Raw genomic sequence first — 16,676 nt, 5'->3', positions numbered from 1 at the left:
CTCAAAAATCCCATGTCAATCACTCCATATCTCCCCGACCGAATCCGTCAGGGCAACGTGTTCACATGGGTCAATTCTCAGTGGAAATTCGGGAGGCTACCGGGTCAATTCTCAGCGGAAATCAACACATGGCATCAGCGGCGACAGGACAAGACTGGCCAACACCATTGCAGGCGTCGGCGTGCACTTGGCCAGCAACAGATGCAACACCGTCTCGCCCAGGATATCGCGTTCCGGCAAGCTGGCGGGCAGGCCGGAAAGCGGCACCCCCTGAGCGGCAAAGGCGCGGGCGAGTTGCCGTGGGTCGCCTGCCGTCATCACCGCGATTTCCCGTGCGGGGCAACCACCCTCGATCAATGCGCGGGCACGGGCAGCGGCGAAATCGGCGCAAGAGGCCGGATCGCGCAGGCCCAAGAACACCAGGCCGTCATCAGCCGGTGCGACGTTGATTTCCGGGGTGGTCAGCCCGCCTTGCAGCGCATTAAGGCGGCTGCCCCAGGGTGCCGACCGCTCGGCCGGAGCTGCGGGAACCGAACCGAACTCGTCCCGCAGCCGATCGTAAAGCGACCGCATGGACGCCGGCGCCAGCGGGTCGAGCGAGTCCTCGACCACCGGCAGGGCATCGAGAAACCGCCCTGTTGGCAGGTCCAGCACATGGCGCGCCGGGCCAAGCCCCTCGGGCAGCGCATCCCCCATCCGCCGCCAGAGATCCACCAATGCCGCAAGGTGGCGCTTTGCGCGGCTGTCAGGCAAGGCTTCGATCCGCGGCATCCGCAGGTCAGGCGTGGCAAGCACCAGGTCCTCCAACGCCGAACCCACCGCCGAGATCGTCTCGACCGGCGCATTGGCCAGGCTTTCCGCCCAGACCGGATCGGGCGGCGCCGCAATCTCCCGCCCCGGAGCCCATTCCGAGGGTCGAGGCGCCAAGGACAGTTCAGCAAGGCGCGTATCGGTCAAACGGTAATGCAGGCCGGAATGCGGGTCGGCGATGAGGAAGGGGTAGTGCATATAGATTGACCTTTGTTATTATAAGCCGTCCTCGATTGCTTCGCTAAGATAATTTGCGAACTCCTCTGCTGTGATAATCACTCCGAGATGATCATCCTCATCACGAAGATTTGCAATAATTTTATCTATAAGTAGCCATTCATGGTCCGTCATATTTTTGCATGCCGGCAGGTCTAATTTTTTTGAAGGGCATTCGGTCAGAAACACCCCCCTATCGCGAAATACCCGCACAACGCAATGCGCTTGCGCAACGCGTCGACCTCGACGCCCGATATATAATTCAATCACGTTTTTTTGCAGTCTATCCAAACTATCCTCTGGCCATTCAGTGAAGCACCTCTCCCTGGGCCAACTTAAAATCTCATTGTGCTCATTCTGGTCGGGGCAATTTTCCGCTATCTCTCTAATGATCTCTGTATCTGAAGGTTCCTCGCAAAACAAAAAGCAGATGCCTTTGCCTGAGAACTTTTCGGGACGCAATCTGACCAAGTCCAGAAAATCCATGATCCCGCCTTCAGCTCTAGAAGTGGAAAAGGGCGTGGCAGGAGGGCGATAGGCCTGTTGCGCGATTTCAAGCGCCATAGTGTCAACAGCATTCGCCTCCTCGAACAACTCATGAAACCACTCTACCGCTTGAGTCCAGGTTTCTCCGCCATGCCTGTGGAATGTGCCGACTTCCAGAAGCGGTCGATAATGTCCGGCATCTCCAAGTCCACGAGCCGAAGCATTGGCAGAGCCGATAATCACGCCATTATCAGAAATATAAACCTTGGCGTGAAGATCCTTGACATGCTTCAAGTTCCTGTTATCGGGCGCTCCAAGCTGCGCCAAGGCAGAACTTGACGTCGATCCGCCGACAATGTCGCACACGATCATCCAATCCTCAGTAAACTCGAAGCCGTGATCGCCCCAGTAGGCAACGGCACATTTGACGTTTTCACCACCTACAATTTCTCGGATTTTCCTCGTTAAATCAGCGCCCGTAAGAAACTCACTCATTCACTCTTACTCCACCCATGATGCCGCACCTCGACTTTATCTCCCCACCTCGCCAGATACCATTCCATTTCCTGCCGACCTCCGGCGCGGAACCTTACGATCAATGATCTATCCTCCTGCCGCTCCATGACCTGCTTAGGGTGGAATACGTACCCTGCGGCCTCGTCTGCCACCTCTGGCAAAAACCGCCATTCCACGTTGACAGGCTCTTCGCGCCAGATGCCAAAGCTTTCAGCCAACCAACCCTGCAAATCGAAACCCTCAGGGCGTTCATAAGGATCGGACTCAATACGAATGGCCTCGAAACCGGCCAATGCGAACAAGCGCAAATCACCCTGATATTGGCTCCATGCCAGAAGATATTGCCGACCCTCACCGAACAGCAGCGCAATCGGCCCCAGCCTCGTATTGCGCGACAGCTTGCCCGACCCACGGGCGCGATGGTCGGCGCTGATCATGCGGCCGGCCAGAATCGCCTCGCGCAGGGATCTCAGGATCTCGGGGGCGATCCTTTCGCGCGGACCGGGGCGGAAAGCGACGCCGTCGGCCATCAACTGCGCCTCCAGGTCGGGGGCGAGGCGGTTGCGGTGCGGGCCGGTCAGTTGCGCACGGATCTTGGCCAGCAGCCGTTCCAGCACCTCGGCGGTGGCCAGATCGCCTTCGCGTTCCACCAGCGCCAGCGCGCGGTGGGCGGCGGCCAGTTCCTCCAGCGTCACCTCCTCCATCCGGGCAAGCGATCCGGGCGGGAACCGCCAGCGTTTCTGGCCACGCTCCTCGGTGATTTCCTCCAGTTGCGGATAAACGTTCAGCAACGCGTCGCGCATCCGCTCGGCCGTGCGGCGGGCTATGCCGAACGCCATCTCGATATCGGTCAAAGACACCCCCTCGGCGGACCCCTGCATCATCAGCGCCAGCCGCAGAAGATCCTCGTGTCGCCGATATCGTGCCATCTTGACCCTGCTCACTTTTCCGCAGGATGACCATGGGGTTGCATGGGGTCAACGACCAAAACCGATGGGCCGGGGCGTCCCCTCCTTGCCCTCGACCTCGCGGGCCAGCTGGAGCAGGATCGCACGCGGGTCGTTTTCGGCCAGGGCGCGCATCCGACGGGCGACATTAGCAAAGTCGCCAGGGGTCAGCCGGTCCAATATCCGCAGCCCCGCCGGGACTTCTCCCCCGAAATGCACGGCCCAGGCCAGCGGCAATTGCGCCGGCTTCAGCCAGTCGAACCGGATGCGAAAGGTGAACCGCCGCTGTGTCGCCGGGTCCAGCTTCTCGGCGAAGTTGGTGGTGCAGACGAAGGGCAGCGGGTGGCTTTCCATCCAGGTCAGCATCTCGTTGACCTGGCTGATCTCCCAACTCCGCTCTGCATCGCGACGGTCGGAAAGCAGGCTGTCGGCCTCGTCGAAGATCAGCAATGCGCCGTCGGAGCGGGCATCGGAGAAGGCGCGGGCGATGTTTTGTTCGGTTCCACCGACCCACATCGACATCAGGTCCGAAGCACGCTTCTCAAGGACCGGCAGGCCCATCACGCGGGCCAGGTGGCGTGCCCATGCGCTTTTGCCGGTGCCCGCCGGGCCTTCCAGGCAGAAGGACACACGATACGAGGCATCTGAGTGTGACAACCGTCCTTCCAGCCGGGTCAGGTCGGTATCAGCATTTGCCAGACCTGCCTGCCAAGGCACCTCGGTGTGGTGTTTCGGCGAGGGATCGGCGCCGCCATTCGCCAGCCGCGAAGCTGCGCCTAGAACCTGCCCGACCACATCCTCGCCGCCCTCGCAAAGCCGTGCCACCCGCATCGCGTCGGAAACCAGCGCGGGTGCGTGGTCATGCGTTTCGGCAAGGCGCGACAGGGCCTCGGATGCGATTCCGGAAGCATGGCGCGCCTCAAGCCGCTGCCAGATCCGGCCGCGCACCCTGCCCGAGGGCGGGCGCATCTGCACCGAATAGGTCATCCGGCGCAGCACGGCCGGATCGCAGGTCGCGATCGAATTCGTGGTCCAGATGGTCGGGATCGGGTTGGTTTCCAGCAGCCGGTTATTGTGAACCTTCGACGGCTGAGCCTGGCCAAAGAAGAGCGTCGGCCCGCCGAACAGGTCCTCCATCTCGTCGAACAGCAGCACCGTGTCGCGCCGCGCGCCCAGCATCCGCCCGGCGATGCCAAGCTCGGTCAGGCGTTCGCGGCCCGAAGGCTCTTCGCCGTTCACATCGGCTTCGCCGATGGCCCGCAGATGCGCGCTGACCTCGCGCGCCAGAACCTTGGCGAATTCGGTCTTGCCGGTGCCGGGCGGACCGTAGAGCAGGATGTTCACTCCCGGCGTGCCTGCCGCCAGCGCACGGGCCAGCAGGTCGCGCATGAAACCGGCCTGCCCGCCCAACCCCTCGAAATCCCGCCATTCGGCCTCTGGCGCCGGGGCCGAGGGAAACATCAGCGCTATCAGCCCGTCCAGATCATCGACATCGGCCAGCATGGCCATGCAAAGCCGGTCGCTGATGGCATAGGGCAGATCGCGGACGTAATGCCGCCGTTCATAATGCAAAAGCCCCGAGGACCGAAGCCGCTGATCGGCCCGCAACGCCGCACGAACCGCAGTTTCGTCGCAGTCGCAGAACTGGGCCAGCAGCAGCGGCAGCGTGACCTCCCTCGTCTCCAGAGCCCCGTCCACGACATGCTCGAAGCTCTCGAAGAGCTTGTAGAACACGACGAAGCAGAGAATGCGCACTTCCAGTTCCGGCAGCCTGAAATGGGCTCCAAGCCGGGTGGCATTGGCCAGAACCAACTCACCCTCACCCCCGCGCGCAGCGGGCACGACGCTGCGAGCAAGGTCGCGGATCTTGTTCCACCAGATCGCGCCGGGTCTGGTCTTCGGACGCTCGGGGCATTCGACCTCGGTCAGATATTCCAGCCATCCGGGCAGCTCTTTCGCAACCTTGCTGGCAGGTCCGAAACGGTCCGCAAGGCGCGCAACCAGATCAAGGGCAAGGTGCTTTTCGTAGCTCATGGCGATTCTCCGTCTTTGACGAAGTCATAACCACGGGATACGCCAGATTCGGACGGACACCATAAGTCTCGTGGCACATAGAGTGGGTGCCGCGCTGACGTCATCTGGAATGTCGCGTTGCCTTATTCGATCACGGGATAAAAGGGTCGCCCCCAATTCCCGGTCGGGTTGTCCATCATCATATCCACGAAAACCGGCATCAGGAAGGCGAGGATTGCCGCGCCATCGCGCACCTGGGCGCGGTTGACGCCGCTGTTCCATGTCGCGCCGCCATGCACCAACTGGTTGCGCAGCACATAGAGCCGGTCGAAGACAAAGCTCAGCACGCGGGTGCTGTCGCCGGACTGGAACGCCTGCGCAAAGGCGTGGGCCGAGGACTTGAAGCGTTCCTCCCAGTCCTCGAAACCATCGATCCCATTGTGATGCTGCCAAAACGGGTTGAAGACGTAGCGGTTTTCGAAAAGCATTCGGACGGGTCCGGAAAACCGCTGCCAGATTGCTTTGTAGATCCGGCGCTCGGTATCCAGCGCCGCCAACCGGCCGAAGAACTCGAGAAAGGCGGCGCGTTCGCCTTGGGGCTTTTCCTGGATCTCCCGCTCGTCAGCATAGGCGGCGTTGAACGCGATCCAGAGGAACAGGAAACGCGCATCGTCGTCCTTGCCGCAGGCGTCGGCGCGTCCGATCCAACTGATGGCGCGATGGACGCGCAGGCTCATGTTTTCGGGGAAGTTGGCACGGAGGGCGCGCTGCTTGTCCTTGAGGGCATGGAAGGTCAGGCTGTCGCTCATGGAGTTCCTCTGTCACGGATCAGCGAAGCCGCGTGGAAAGCCAAGAACTCCTGCGAAGATGTGGCGACCCAATCAAGACCGTTGATGGCTGCGTGTGCCATGCCGTGCGCGCTCCCGGCTCAACGGTCACATGCGCGCCGACGGCGCGGCAGGGAGGCTCGGCCGCAAACGGCGGGTCGATGCGGACGTTGCCGGCGAACCAGTCGGCCGGCCCGGCGTCCGAGGGCGTCTGGCCTGCGCGGGTGATCTTCATTCGTGGCTCCTTTCAGGTGGCCATCGTGGCGATGTCCATGACGAAGCGATATTCCACATCGCCCTTGAGCATCCGCTCATAGGCGCCCTCGATTTCGTCGGCGCGGATCACCTCGATATCGGCGGCGATGCCGTGGGCCGCGCAGAAATCCAGCATTTCCTGCCTATCGGAAGGGCAGCTGAAATGAAAGGCTGAAGTTCGGTGCCATCGCGGCGTCGTTCCGGCAAGCGTCGGTCTGGTTGCAAACTCCGTTGGACACCATTGAACGACGCGAAGACTTCATGCATGGAATAGGCGCAGATCCATCGGGGCCGCAATGCCAGAACTGAACCCGGCACAAACCTCTGCGGCTTCGATCCAACCAGCCATTCCGGCGACGGTCTGGATGCTGGGGATTGTCAGCCTGTTGATGGACGTCTCGTCCGAGATGATAAATGCACTGCTGCCGCTGTATCTGGCCGGGGGGATCGGAGCCTCCGCCCTGGGCATCGGGTTCATCGAAGGCCTGTCGGTCGCGGTTGCGACCGCCACGAAATTCCTGTCCGGGGTGCTATCCGACATCGGCGGGCGGGCGAAGCCCCTGGCGGTGCTCGGCTATGGCCTGGGCGCGCTGTCGCGGTTGATCTTTCCATGGGCGGTGAGCCTCGACCAGATCGTGCTGGCGAAAGCCATGGATCGCATCGGCAAGGGCATCCGGGGTGCTCCGCGCGATGCCATTGTCGCCGCCGTCAGCCCGCCCGAAATTCGCGGAGCCAGCTTCGGCCTGCGCAAGTCGCTGGACACATTGGGCGGATTCATCGGGCCGCTGGTCGCGATCGGCGCGATGATCCTTCTGGCGGGCGATATCCCTTCGGTGTTCTGGCTGGCCGCCATCCCCGCCGGGCTCTGCATGGTCGTGCTGGTCCTCTTCGTCAAGGAGCCGGCGGGACGCCATCCGATCCCGCGCGGAAGCTTCCGTCTGGCCGAGGCGTTCCGGCTCAATCGGGCTGTCTGGGCCGTGATCGGGCTGGCTTCCATCATCATGCTGGCCCGTTTCAGCGAAGCATTCGTGCTGCTGAAGGCCCTGGAGGCAGGCTTTATGCCGGCCTGGGTTCCTCTTTCGCTGGTCATCATGCATGCCGCCTATGGGCTGACAGCCTTTCCCGTGGGCAGGCTGTCTGACCGGATCGGGACGTATGGTCTGCTGCTCTGGAGCCTGGGTTTCCTGATCGCCGCACACCTGATGCTGGCTTTTGCCGCGACGGTCTGGGCCTATGTCCTGGGCACCGTGCTCTGGGGATTGCACATGGGGTTCTCGCAAGGGTTGCTGGGTGCGATGATTGCCAAGGCGACGCCCGATGTTCTGAAGGGCAGCGCCTTTGGCACGTTCAATCTGGTGACCGGCGCGGTCGTGCTGGCGGGGAACACCCTTGCCGGGTGGCTGTGGCACAGCGCCGGATCCGCGACGCCCTTTCTTGTCGGGGCGGGCCTGTCGATTGTCGCGATGATCGGCATTGCATCGGGACCATGCCGATCCAGTCGGGGCTGACCGGCTGTTTGGGGAAACCGGCGTGCGGCCTCGCGGGACCTGTCAACGGCATACAGCAGGGCAGTCCGGCAATGACGCCCTTTTGCTGCGCTTGAAACTGCGTCTTGTGCTGCAATCCGGCAGGAATGAAGGCATTTGGGGCACGATGATTGACGCTGCCGCTGCCCGATCCTGTCATTCGGCGCCTTCCGAGCCCGGGTCACTGTTCGTTCAGGCTCTGCCCGGCTATCATCGTCACGACATCCTGCCGGTTCGCGAAGGAACGGCACAAAGCGAGGCGATCTCATGAACGGATTATGGCAGGTCCTGCTGCTGGCCTTGCTGCCCGGCCTTGGCAATTTCCTGGGCGGGCTGGCGGCGGAATATGGGCCCAGTTCCCCCCGCCTGCTGAACCTTGCGCTGCATGCCGCATCCGGCATCGTGATCGCCATCGTCGCGGTCGAGTTAATGCCCGAGGCGGTGGCGGCGCTGGATGGCTGGTGGATCGCGGCCGGCTTCGCGGCGGGGGCCATGGCCTATCTGCTGATCGACAGCTGGGTCGAAAGCCGGCAGGAGCAAGGTGGCGGCGTGGGCGTCTCGGGGATGTGGATGATCTATATCGCCGTGGCGGTCGATCTGGCCAGCGACGGGCTGATGCTGGGTTCGGGCAGCGCGCTGTCACTGAGCCTTGGCCTGACGCTGGCGCTTGGGCAGGTGCTGGCCGATCTGCCGGAAGGCTATGCCGTGATCGCCAATTTCCGCGCCAAGGGCGTGCCACGGGCAAGGCGGCTGTGGCTGTCGGCCTCGTTTATCCTGTTCTCGGTGGGGGCGGCAGCTTTGGCGTTCCTGCTGCTGCGGAATGCTCCGGACATGGCGAAGATGCTGGCGCTGACCTTCGTGGCCGGGCTGCTGACTGTCGCTGCGATCGAGGAAATGCTGACCGAGGCGCATGAGGCCGAGGAGGACAGCCAGGGCTCGGTCGTGGCCTTCGCGGGCGGCTTCGTGCTGTTCACGCTGGTCTCGGCCGGGATCGAGACGATGATCGGCGCGGGTTGAAGCGGGCATCGCGGATCAGGTCGGGCGGCGTGGCCGTGCCTTGGCTTCGGGCAGCGGCAGCATATTGATAGAGACGCAGGCCGCCATTTTCGATCAGTTTCGTCGCTTGGCCAACATGCTCAGGTAGAACATAGAACCACCCCTTCAGGAATATCCGCTCCAAGTTGCGGCAGTATCTGTCGCGGTCGCGTTCATATTGTCTGCGGGTGAATTCCGTCAAGGTCATCAGAACCTTCGTTCAGTGTCGCAACCGAACAGAAGCACAACCTGACGAATTCACCCAACCAGTTTCGGATCAGCCTCCTGGCCCTGCGATCATGCCAGTTCAGGCGTTGCTTAGCCTTGGGGCGTGACTGCCACCCGTCACCAGGCTGACCGCGACGTAGAAGACAGTTGCGACAACGCAACCTAGCAATGGCCCGACGACCCATCCGGCCTGTGTCCAAAGCAACATGCTGCCAGACACGGTGAAGCCGGTGATCATGCTTGCCAGCGCGCCCCAGCCATTGCCGCGCCAGAAGGACGACACGAAGATCGGGCCGACAAGCGCTGCCAACAACGTCCCGGTCCCGAGAATGCCCAGCCAGGACAGAAGGAAGGGCGGCGCGAACAGCATCATCAGCAGGCCCGCAAGACCCAGCACGACCACGGCGGCACGGTTGATGAACAGGACCGTCGCCGCATTCTTGTGTTTCGGGAACAATGCCAGGCGCATATCATGCGAGGCAGCCGAGGCCACGGTGTGCAGCAGCGAGTTTGCCGTCGATTGCATGGCAAACAGGATGCACAGCGTGATGAAGCCGCCCAGTGCAGGATGCAGGAAGCTTTCCAGATAGACCGGCATCGCCTTGTCGGCCTCGGCCAGTTCCGGCATCCGCACCCGCATGTAAAGCCCCACCAGCGGGATCAGCGACAGGATGCAGGCAAACGGCGCCACATAGGCCGCCACGGTGGTAAACTTCACATCCGGCCTGAAGGCCAGAAAGCGCACGGCCATGTAGGGCAGCACTGCCGAGAACATGAACGCATAGGGCAGCACCATGAACACCGCCGCGGGCGTCGTGCCATAGGGCTGCGCAGTGGCTGGATTGACCAACCCCGGCTCGATGTCGTTCAAAGCCGCGACCAGTTGCAGCGGGCCGATATCGCCAAATATCTGAACGCAGATAATGACTGCGGCAATCATCATGCCGACCAGCATCAGCGCATCTGTCCAGGCCACGGCCAGCAGACCGCCCGCCACGGTATAGATGATGATGATCGCGATCATCAGGGTCGCGCCCCAGGCCTCGGGCAGGTCCAGCCAGCCAGCGGCCAGAATGCCGACCGCCTTGATCTGGCTGGTCAGAAACACCAGCAGCAGCACGATCGTCATGGCCGCCGCAACGCCCTGAACCCAACGGCCCAGCATGCCGTCGGCATGGGTGCGCGCCGCATATTCCGGGATCGTGCAGCTGTGCATCTCTTCGGCGCGTTTCGACAGAAAGCGCGCAAAGAACAACACCGCGATGACCATCGCCGGCGCGAACATGAAGTTGCCCAAAAGCTCGATTGCGCCGAACTGATAGGCCACACCGGGTGAGCCCATGAAGCCCCAACCGGAATAACCCGTCGCCACGATCGTCGCCGCCCCGACAAAGGGGCCAAGTGAACGGCCGGCAATCAGAAATCCGCTTTCGTCGTCGCCGCCGGCGTGAACCGTTGCGCTGGATTTCCAGCCCAGCCACAGAAGCCCGGCGATCGAGCCCAGCATGATCAGCCAGTTAAGCCAAAGATAATCTTGCATGGCAGTCCTCCCCACCTGCTGTTGAACCGTCAGCCAGACGTCTCCCGCGCCCGGCAAGACCGGTCAGGATTGACGGATCGCTCCGATCAGAAGCCCCAATGCACCGACGGCAAGCGTCGCGACATTGAGAATGACGAACCAGTCCAGAACCCATGAATTGAGCATCTGTCTTCCTCCCATCTCGAATTGAAAAGGGCCTCCGCCGGATAGGCGGAAGCCCATGCTTCGTTCAGGCGGCCCTGGCCTTGCCCTTCACGATCAGATGTTCGGGACCGTAGGGGAAGCCGGTGATATTGCGGTTGCCCCCTTCTTCGATCACCAGAATGTCGTGCTCGCGATAGCCGCCGGCGCCCGGCTGGCCTTCGGGGATGGTGATCATTGGCTCCATCGACACGACCATGCCGGGCTCCAGAACCGTTTCACAATCCTCGCGCAGTTCCAGACCCGCCTCGCGGCCGTAATAATGGCAGAGAACGCCAAAGCTGTGGCCATAGCCGAAGCTGCGATACTGCAACAGGTTCTCGGCGGCATACATCTCGTTCAGTTCGGCCGCGATGTCCGAACATTTCTTGCCGGGCACCAACAGCTCCTTGCCGCGGTCGTGGATCTTGCAGTTGAATTCCCACAGGCGGATATGTTCGTCGCTGGCTTCTTCGGCGAAGAGCGTGCGCTCCAGCGCGACGTAATAGCCCGCGACCATCGGGAAGCAGTTCAGCGACAGGATATCACCGCGCTCGATCTTTCGGCTGGTCACCGGGTTATGCGCGCCGTCGGTGTTCAGGCCGGACTGGAACCAGGTCCAGGTGTCCAGCAGTTCGGCATGCGGCCAGGTCCTGGCAATCTCGCGGACCATGGTGGCCGTCGAATGCAAGGCGACCTCGTGTTCGGGCACGCCCACCGCCGTCGCCTCGACGCAGGCCACGCCGCCGACATCGGCGATGCGCGCCATTTCGGTGATATGGGCGATTTCCTCGGCCGACTTGACCATCCGCAGGCGCATGGCCGGCGCGGCGATGTCCACGAACTCGACGCCGGGGAATTCGGATTTCAGCAGGCTCAGCAACTCGATATTGACGTGATCGAACTCGATCCCGATGCGTTTGGCCGCCCCGACGATCTGGCGAATGGCATGGAAATAATTGTCCTTCTGCCAATCGGTATAGGTGACATTCTCACCGAAAGTCCGGCGCCAGGGCTGGCCGCCATCGATGCCGGCGCTGATCGAGGTCGCCTTGTCATGGTCGACAAGGAACCCGTAGCGGCGACCGAACTGGCAATACAGAAAGTCCGAATAGTAGTTGATGTTGTGATAGGAGGTGAAAAGCGCCGCATCGATACCGTTCATGGACATATGGCCGCGCAGAGCGTCCAGCCGGCGCTGCATCTCGCCATCCGAGAATGTCGGGGTAACTTTCCGGCCGTTTCCTACGAAGCTTTGAATTCGGTCGCGAGTCGTCATGTAGCTCCTCCTGGTTAAATTTCCCTAATTTTGTTCGCCTTCTTACGCTGCGTCAAAAGATGATATATAATCACATCATTAGTTTTTATAATGTGAAAAACCCATGACCCTGCCCCCGCTCAATGCCTTGCGCGCCTTCGATGCCGTGGTTCGTTCGGGAAGTTTCCGCGCCGCCGCAGAACTTTTGTTCGTAACCCAGCCGGCGATAAGCCATCAGGTCAAACATCTTGAAGACTGGTTGGGAGTGCCGTTGTTCGACCGGGGTGGCAGGGTGCCGGTGCTGAACCAAAGAGGCGAGGCTCTTTCCCGCGAACTGACGCTCGCCTTTGATCGCATCGATTCCGCATGTGACCGGGCGCGCCCGCAGCAAAGGGACAACACGCTTGTCATCGCCGCCATCCCATCGGTCGCAACCTGCTGGCTGATCCCGCGACTGCCACGCTTCCGCGAACAACACCCGGAAATATCGCTCCGGATCGTCTATGCCCATCACGGTGACGACATAGACTTCGGTGACGTGGATCTTGCATTCGTATTTTCGAAAGGTGAGCCAAGCGGACAGGATTTCACGGCCGAACTGTTCCTTTCCGGAGACAGCGTGCCCGTTTGCAGCCCGTTATTACTCGTGGGTCGACGAGGCGGGGGCATCGAGCCGGCCGAATTGCTGGAGTTGGACCTGCTTCACGACACCGACGACCGTGGCTGGAAAACCTGGCTAGAGAAGGTCGGGCATCCAGTGCCTGACGGCAAGCTTCCTGGCGCCGTCTTCGAAGATTTCAACCTTCTGCGCATCGGCGCCCTGTCCGGTCAGGGTATCGCGCTTTGCTCAATTGCCATGATCGAACCGGACCTTGTCGATGGCCGGTTGATCAAGCTGTCCGAAGTCACTGTTCTCGAAGAATTTGCCTACTACCTCGTCATGTCCAGAATTCAGGCACGCAGACAATCCGTTGCGCGCAAGAGGGAGACCTTCTTGAAATGGTTATTCGAAGAGCGCGCATTCACCGCTCGCCTCGCATAACTGTCCGCTCGGACTTGCAATTGAGCCAGGCCACTTCTCTCTCACCACATAGCATCAAGCGAGAGAACTGCCGCTGAACGCTGGCTCTAATCCCTCTAAGGTTGTTTTTTCGAAGCACGCGCAATTTTACCGCTTGCCATCGCGTCGCGTTTCTTCCTATAGTTTTCGCATGACCCTGATCTCGCTCATCAGTCCGACTTTCGACCCGCTCTCGGCGGCGTCTGACTGCATTGGTGTCGGCCATCCTCCTCGCCGCAACGGTGATCTTTTGGCTATCACTTATAACGAGTCCCGCCCCCAATAGACTGATCATCTTCTCGAGTGTGGTCACCCGCCCGCAACCTGCGCTGACGCTTCCAAGCCTTAAATCGCCTTCGCCATGTGCGAATTTTGGTGGGCGGAGGGGCAAGATCAGCGCGCAACTCAGGCCGGGCAGGCTCTGCCAAGGCGGCCGCGAACTGGGAATCAAATTCAGATAGCGACTCGATTGCAGCGTCCTTCACACGTTGCGCGTGATCACGGCCGTCTTGTAAGAGGCAGCGGCTCAGGGCAGCCGCCAGCTCTTCGTCGGTGACGTGATCGGCATCAAAGACTTCACTCCAACCGAGCTTCCGCGCCTGTCGGGTAACCTTGTCCCCACCGGCGACCGGATCAATCGCTATGGCGGGTATTCCATTCTTCAGTGCCAGCACCATCCCGTGCAGTCTCGTGGTAAGCATCACGTCCAGGCGAGCGCAGATAGCTTCGAATTCGGCAGCGCTGGACAGTCCAAAGCGATTGGTCTCGACTGGAACCGAGGTGTCCATTTCGATGAAGGCGACGCCTGCATGCTGAATAAGGCGGCGCAGCTTCTTCTCACCCAGATCGCCGCGGCGCCGATCGCCGTATTCGCGTTGCGCGCTCGCAAGGCAGAGGCCAACAACGGGGACCGGGTCGCTGGGTTCGCGGAAGCTTAGGTCCGCGCGCACCGCCCGGTCGCTATCGCGTTCAAGCAACACCTCGAACGGGTTAAAGTCGGCGATGCTCCGAACCATGGTCAGGTTCACCCCGATATGCACGCAATGCTGGAAACGACCGAAGATGCCGTCATGCTGGACAGCCATTTCAGGCGTGAAGGGTCCGCAAATTACGATCAGATGCGTATACCGTCTCGGATCCAGGGTTCGGCTATCCAGCCAGCTCTTGTCGACTGACAAGCGGGCTGCGGTGTAGGGTGAGACATCATAGCCCAGCCCGACCTCTTCAAGCCTGCGCTCGATTTGGCGCAATACTTCCACATCACCAACGGTCGAGAAATGGCCCACTAAAAGTGCGCGGGGTGCCTGGTTCTGATGGGCAAGACCTACCTGCCGCATTTAGAATGAAACCCTTTCCCGAACAGTAATGACCGCACACGAATTACTTCGGTTCAATATCTCACTCTTCGGACCTGAACAACCTATAGCTTATTGAGTTCAATACCTGGCAGGCTGCTGAGGAAGTCGCCGCGCCGGGACAATTTCCCTTGGTTGCAGGCTTCGCGACGCGGCTTGGCGCGTCTGGTTTCAGAAGGGGTGTGGGCTGGAACCCGACCAAGGCAGCAGACGGATCATGGGCCCGAACCTTTCCCAACGCCCGTTATTTCTTCGCCTGGAAGGAATACGAGTTCTGAGCTGGCGAGCTGGGTGAGAAGCTTTTGGGCGAAGGTCAGGACGAAGCGTTTCTGGATTCCATCAAGCCGGTCATGGATGCAGGACTGGTCGAATTGATCGACGACAGCACCGATCTGGGCAGCGGCATCAGTGCAATAGCCGACCCCCGACCATACCATCGGCCATATCAGCGTGATCTTTGACACTGGCGCCGGTCGCTTCATCATCTCGGGCGACTGCATGCATCACCCCTGCCAGATCGCGCGGCCCGAACGGTGCAACTCCGCCGATTACGACAACGCGATCCGAAGCGACGCGCAGGGGCTTCTTCGCCGATGTCGCGGACGGGCAGACCATCGTGGCTGGCACGCATTTTTCCATCCCGCCGATCGGCAGTTGCAAGGAGCAGGCCTCGGGCAATGTCTATGGCGCCGCTCCGGCCGAGGCGGGCTTCGTCGTCATCGCTTTCGACCGCAGCTATCAGGGCGCCAGCGGCGGCAAGCCGCGCTTTATCGAGGACCCGGTGCAGGCGGTTGACCGCAGTTCTTGCAGCCCGGTCTTCTGGTCCTCAACCGTTTTGCGCTTACGCCATTTGGCCACCGTCTTGGGATTGACCCCAAGTTCCCGGCCCGAGATATGGGCAAAAGTTGGTGACGCCTGATCAGGCGGCGGCTTGAAGGTGTCGTAGGCCGTCGCGGAACTCAACCCCCTGGATAATCTCCGGCAGGCGGTTCTTGCCGTCGAGTTTGCGCCATTTCCCCTGCGCCGACATCATCAGCTTGAAGGCCATGGCCTCCGCCCGCGGCTGGTCGAGATGATCGATGCCCGTCATGAACTGGTGAAGCTCGCGGCGCTGATCGTCTGGGAGTTCTTCGAGCGGGAATGGGCGAGTTTCTTCCCCTCGCATCAGGGCCGGCCGGCGACATCGCCGCGCTTGGTCGCGGGGCTGATGTATCTGCGCACGCCTTCAGGCTGTCGGATGAGGCGGTCGTCGCCCGCTGGGTCGAGAACCCGTATTACCAGCACTTCACCGGCGAGACCTTCTTTCAGCATCGGCCACCGATCGACCCGTCATCCCTGAGCCGCTGGCGCAAGCGCATCGGCGAAGAGGGTGTGGAATGGTTGCTCACCAAGACCATCGAGGCGGGGCGGACATCCGGCGCGGTCAGCGACAAGTGCCTGAAACGCGTGGTGGTGGACACGACCGTGATGGAAAAGAACATCGCCCACCCGACGGATGCCCGGCTTTACGAGCGCGCCCGGGCGCTGCTGGTGGGCCTAGCGCAGGAGACCGGGATCGAACTGCGCCAGAGCTACGCCCGGCTTGCGCCAAGGCTGGTCGCCCAGGTCGGGCGCTATGCCCATGCACGGCAATTCAAGCGCATGCGCAAGGCCCTGCGCCAGCTCAAGGGCTATGCTGGCCGGGTCCGGCGGCACCTGCGCCGTCATCTGCAGGACATTCCCGAGGGGACCTTGCGCGACAGGGTGCTTGAGGCGCGCTCGCTGGTTGGCCGCCTGCTCGAGCAAGGCCCGAAAAGCAAACACAAGATCTACTCCTTGCACGAGCCCGAGGTCGACTGCATCTCCAGGGGCAAGGCGCGGGTGCGATATGAATTCGGCACCAAGGTCTGGTATCGCGGCAGGATACTGGGCGTGAAGGTGATCTTGTCCTCACCGGTCGTGCGATCTCGCACGCGCGGCACCCTCACGGGCACGGAGCCGATCCCGGTCATCACCTCGCGTTCAGGCAGGGACCATGGCGCACCAAGCGGGATGTCCCATTCTCCAGCTTTTCGTCAGCAAACGCAGCCATCAACGCCGCGGGTTCCGCCTGGATTGCCTGCTCGATCAGCTTGCGCGCGCCCTCGCGAATAATATCGGTGAACGGGTCGGCGCTGAATCCGGATGGATCGGGCAGCTGCGTGATGGTAGTCAATGACATGTGGCGTATCCTTTGCTCTGCTGAGAATTGACGGCGCGTGAATACCGCCATGATATGCCGCCCCTCAGGGCATCACCAACTTTCGCTCATTGCTCCCGCCTCCGCCAAAATAAGTTTGCCCAGCGTCAGATCCGAAACTGCGCGTCGGAGCCGTTCATTCTCCAACTGCAGCCGCTTCAGTTCCTTCAACTGATCCACGCCCATCCCACCATATTGCTTGCGCC

Annotated in this window: 14 protein-coding genes and 5 pseudogenes; 4 read left to right on the top strand and 15 right to left on the bottom strand. The window is 61.4% G+C overall.

Annotated elements, in window-relative coordinates:
* Positions 1-111 precede the first annotated feature (111 nt).
* From IT41_RS17970 to IT41_RS21015, 7 genes are all read right to left on the bottom strand, one after another.
* A complete protein-coding gene (locus IT41_RS17970; RefSeq protein ID WP_036743955.1) occupies positions 112-1,008 on the bottom strand; it encodes a hypothetical protein in 897 nt (298 codons plus the stop codon).
* An 18-nt stretch (positions 1,009-1,026) separates the two neighbouring features.
* Complete coding sequence (locus IT41_RS21020) at positions 1,027-2,007, bottom strand: phospholipase D-like domain-containing protein (protein ID WP_139221776.1); 981 nt, start codon at positions 2,005-2,007, stop codon at positions 1,027-1,029.
* Positions 2,004-2,882 carry a helix-turn-helix transcriptional regulator gene (locus IT41_RS17965; RefSeq protein WP_175496455.1) on the bottom strand — a complete coding sequence of 293 codons (879 nt, stop codon included), beginning with the start codon at positions 2,880-2,882 and terminating at the stop codon, positions 2,004-2,006. Before IT41_RS17965 ends, IT41_RS21020 begins: the two co-directional genes overlap by 4 nt.
* A gap of 123 nt (positions 2,883-3,005) precedes the next feature.
* Entirely contained in the window at positions 3,006-5,009 is a 2,004-nt protein-coding gene (locus tag IT41_RS17960) for an AAA family ATPase (RefSeq protein ID WP_052081760.1), read from the bottom strand.
* A 122-nt stretch (positions 5,010-5,131) separates the two neighbouring features.
* On the bottom strand, positions 5,132-5,797 hold the full coding sequence (locus IT41_RS17955; RefSeq protein WP_036743954.1) for a HEPN domain-containing protein: 666 nt from the start codon (positions 5,795-5,797) through the stop codon (positions 5,132-5,134).
* 19 nt (positions 5,798-5,816) lie between these two features.
* Positions 5,817-6,050, bottom strand: coding sequence for a cupin domain-containing protein (locus IT41_RS20335; RefSeq protein ID WP_197056023.1), 234 nt, complete (start codon positions 6,048-6,050; stop codon positions 5,817-5,819).
* A 12-nt stretch (positions 6,051-6,062) separates the two neighbouring features.
* Positions 6,063-6,206 carry a hypothetical protein gene (locus tag IT41_RS21015; protein WP_269429327.1) on the bottom strand — a complete coding sequence of 48 codons (144 nt, stop codon included), beginning with the start codon at positions 6,204-6,206 and terminating at the stop codon, positions 6,063-6,065.
* Between the two features lie 229 nt (positions 6,207-6,435).
* Here IT41_RS21015 and IT41_RS17950 point away from each other — a divergent pair, with 229 nt between their 5' ends.
* Both IT41_RS17950 and IT41_RS17945 read left to right on the top strand, forming a co-directional pair.
* Complete coding sequence (locus tag IT41_RS17950) at positions 6,436-7,578, top strand: MFS transporter (protein WP_231564819.1); 1,143 nt, start codon at positions 6,436-6,438, stop codon at positions 7,576-7,578.
* Positions 7,579-7,863: 285 nt separating this feature from the next.
* Complete coding sequence (locus IT41_RS17945; RefSeq protein WP_036743950.1) at positions 7,864-8,613, top strand: ZIP family metal transporter; 750 nt, start codon at positions 7,864-7,866, stop codon at positions 8,611-8,613.
* Between the two features lie 325 nt (positions 8,614-8,938).
* Here the strand turns inward: IT41_RS17945 and IT41_RS17940 are convergent, their stop codons facing one another.
* Both IT41_RS17940 and IT41_RS17935 read right to left on the bottom strand, forming a co-directional pair.
* A complete protein-coding gene (locus IT41_RS17940; protein WP_036743947.1) occupies positions 8,939-10,399 on the bottom strand; it encodes a sodium:solute symporter family protein in 1,461 nt (486 codons plus the stop codon).
* Positions 10,400-10,628: 229 nt separating this feature from the next.
* Positions 10,629-11,858, bottom strand: a complete 1,230-nt coding sequence (locus IT41_RS17935; protein WP_036743946.1) for an aminopeptidase P family protein — start codon at positions 11,856-11,858, stop codon at positions 10,629-10,631.
* A 103-nt stretch (positions 11,859-11,961) separates the two neighbouring features.
* On the opposite strand from IT41_RS17935, the gene IT41_RS17930 reads away from it, so the two are divergent.
* Positions 11,962-12,879, top strand: a complete 918-nt coding sequence (locus tag IT41_RS17930; protein ID WP_036743944.1) for a LysR substrate-binding domain-containing protein — start codon at positions 11,962-11,964, stop codon at positions 12,877-12,879.
* A gap of 275 nt (positions 12,880-13,154) precedes the next feature.
* Here the strand turns inward: IT41_RS17930 and IT41_RS19605 are convergent, their stop codons facing one another.
* The 4 genes and pseudogenes from IT41_RS19605 to IT41_RS21010 form a co-directional block, all read right to left on the bottom strand.
* On the bottom strand, positions 13,155-14,234 hold the full coding sequence (locus IT41_RS19605) for a polysaccharide pyruvyl transferase family protein (protein ID WP_052081758.1): 1,080 nt from the start codon (positions 14,232-14,234) through the stop codon (positions 13,155-13,157).
* Positions 14,235-14,467: 233 nt separating this feature from the next.
* On the bottom strand, positions 14,468-14,752 hold the full coding sequence (locus IT41_RS17920) for a hypothetical protein (RefSeq protein ID WP_036743943.1): 285 nt from the start codon (positions 14,750-14,752) through the stop codon (positions 14,468-14,470).
* Positions 14,753-15,032: 280 nt separating this feature from the next.
* Positions 15,033-15,137: pseudogene (locus IT41_RS22200) on the bottom strand (IS481 family transposase); the annotation flags it as partial.
* Positions 15,138-15,171: 34 nt separating this feature from the next.
* Positions 15,172-15,303 (bottom strand): annotated as a pseudogene (locus IT41_RS21010) (IS256 family transposase); the annotation flags it as partial.
* 21 nt (positions 15,304-15,324) lie between these two features.
* Between IT41_RS21010 and IT41_RS17910 the strand changes: the two are divergent.
* Positions 15,325-16,139, top strand: a pseudogene (locus tag IT41_RS17910) (IS5 family transposase); the annotation flags it as partial.
* A gap of 2 nt (positions 16,140-16,141) precedes the next feature.
* Here the strand turns inward: IT41_RS17910 and IT41_RS21785 are convergent.
* Both IT41_RS21785 and IT41_RS21005 read right to left on the bottom strand, forming a co-directional pair.
* Positions 16,142-16,452 (bottom strand): annotated as a pseudogene (locus IT41_RS21785) (transposase); the annotation flags it as partial.
* Positions 16,453-16,548: 96 nt separating this feature from the next.
* Positions 16,549-16,676: pseudogene (locus IT41_RS21005) on the bottom strand (IS3 family transposase); the annotation flags it as partial.

Source organism: Paracoccus halophilus, from assembly GCF_000763905.1.
Classification (GTDB): domain Bacteria; phylum Pseudomonadota; class Alphaproteobacteria; order Rhodobacterales; family Rhodobacteraceae; genus Paracoccus; species Paracoccus halophilus.
This window is presented reverse-complemented; position numbering and strand designations above follow the sequence as displayed.

What these genes read in the sequence shown, in the direction of transcription:
- IT41_RS17940 (WP_036743947.1), bottom strand. Translation starts at nt 10,399, where the DNA reads ATGCAAGATTATCTTTGGCTTAACTGGCTGATCATGCTGGGCTCGATC.
- IT41_RS17970 (WP_036743955.1), bottom strand. Translation starts at nt 1,008, where the DNA reads ATGCACTACCCCTTCCTCATCGCCGACCCGCATTCCGGCCTGCATTAC.
- IT41_RS17920 (WP_036743943.1), bottom strand. Translation starts at nt 14,752, where the DNA reads ATGCAGTCGCCCGAGATGATGAAGCGACCGGCGCCAGTGTCAAAGATC.
- IT41_RS17955 (WP_036743954.1), bottom strand. Translation starts at nt 5,797, where the DNA reads ATGAGCGACAGCCTGACCTTCCATGCCCTCAAGGACAAGCAGCGCGCC.
- IT41_RS17935 (WP_036743946.1), bottom strand. Translation starts at nt 11,858, where the DNA reads ATGACGACTCGCGACCGAATTCAAAGCTTCGTAGGAAACGGCCGGAAA.
- IT41_RS21020 (WP_139221776.1), bottom strand. Translation starts at nt 2,007, where the DNA reads ATGAGTGAGTTTCTTACGGGCGCTGATTTAACGAGGAAAATCCGAGAA.
- IT41_RS21015 (WP_269429327.1), bottom strand. Translation starts at nt 6,206, where the DNA reads ATGCTGGATTTCTGCGCGGCCCACGGCATCGCCGCCGATATCGAGGTG.
- IT41_RS19605 (WP_052081758.1), bottom strand. Translation starts at nt 14,234, where the DNA reads ATGCGGCAGGTAGGTCTTGCCCATCAGAACCAGGCACCCCGCGCACTT.
- IT41_RS17945 (WP_036743950.1), top strand. Translation starts at nt 7,864, where the DNA reads ATGAACGGATTATGGCAGGTCCTGCTGCTGGCCTTGCTGCCCGGCCTT.
- IT41_RS17950 (WP_231564819.1), top strand. Translation starts at nt 6,436, where the DNA reads ATGCTGGGGATTGTCAGCCTGTTGATGGACGTCTCGTCCGAGATGATA.
- IT41_RS17930 (WP_036743944.1), top strand. Translation starts at nt 11,962, where the DNA reads ATGACCCTGCCCCCGCTCAATGCCTTGCGCGCCTTCGATGCCGTGGTT.
- IT41_RS20335 (WP_197056023.1), bottom strand. Translation starts at nt 6,050, where the DNA reads ATGAAGATCACCCGCGCAGGCCAGACGCCCTCGGACGCCGGGCCGGCC.
- IT41_RS17960 (WP_052081760.1), bottom strand. Translation starts at nt 5,009, where the DNA reads ATGAGCTACGAAAAGCACCTTGCCCTTGATCTGGTTGCGCGCCTTGCG.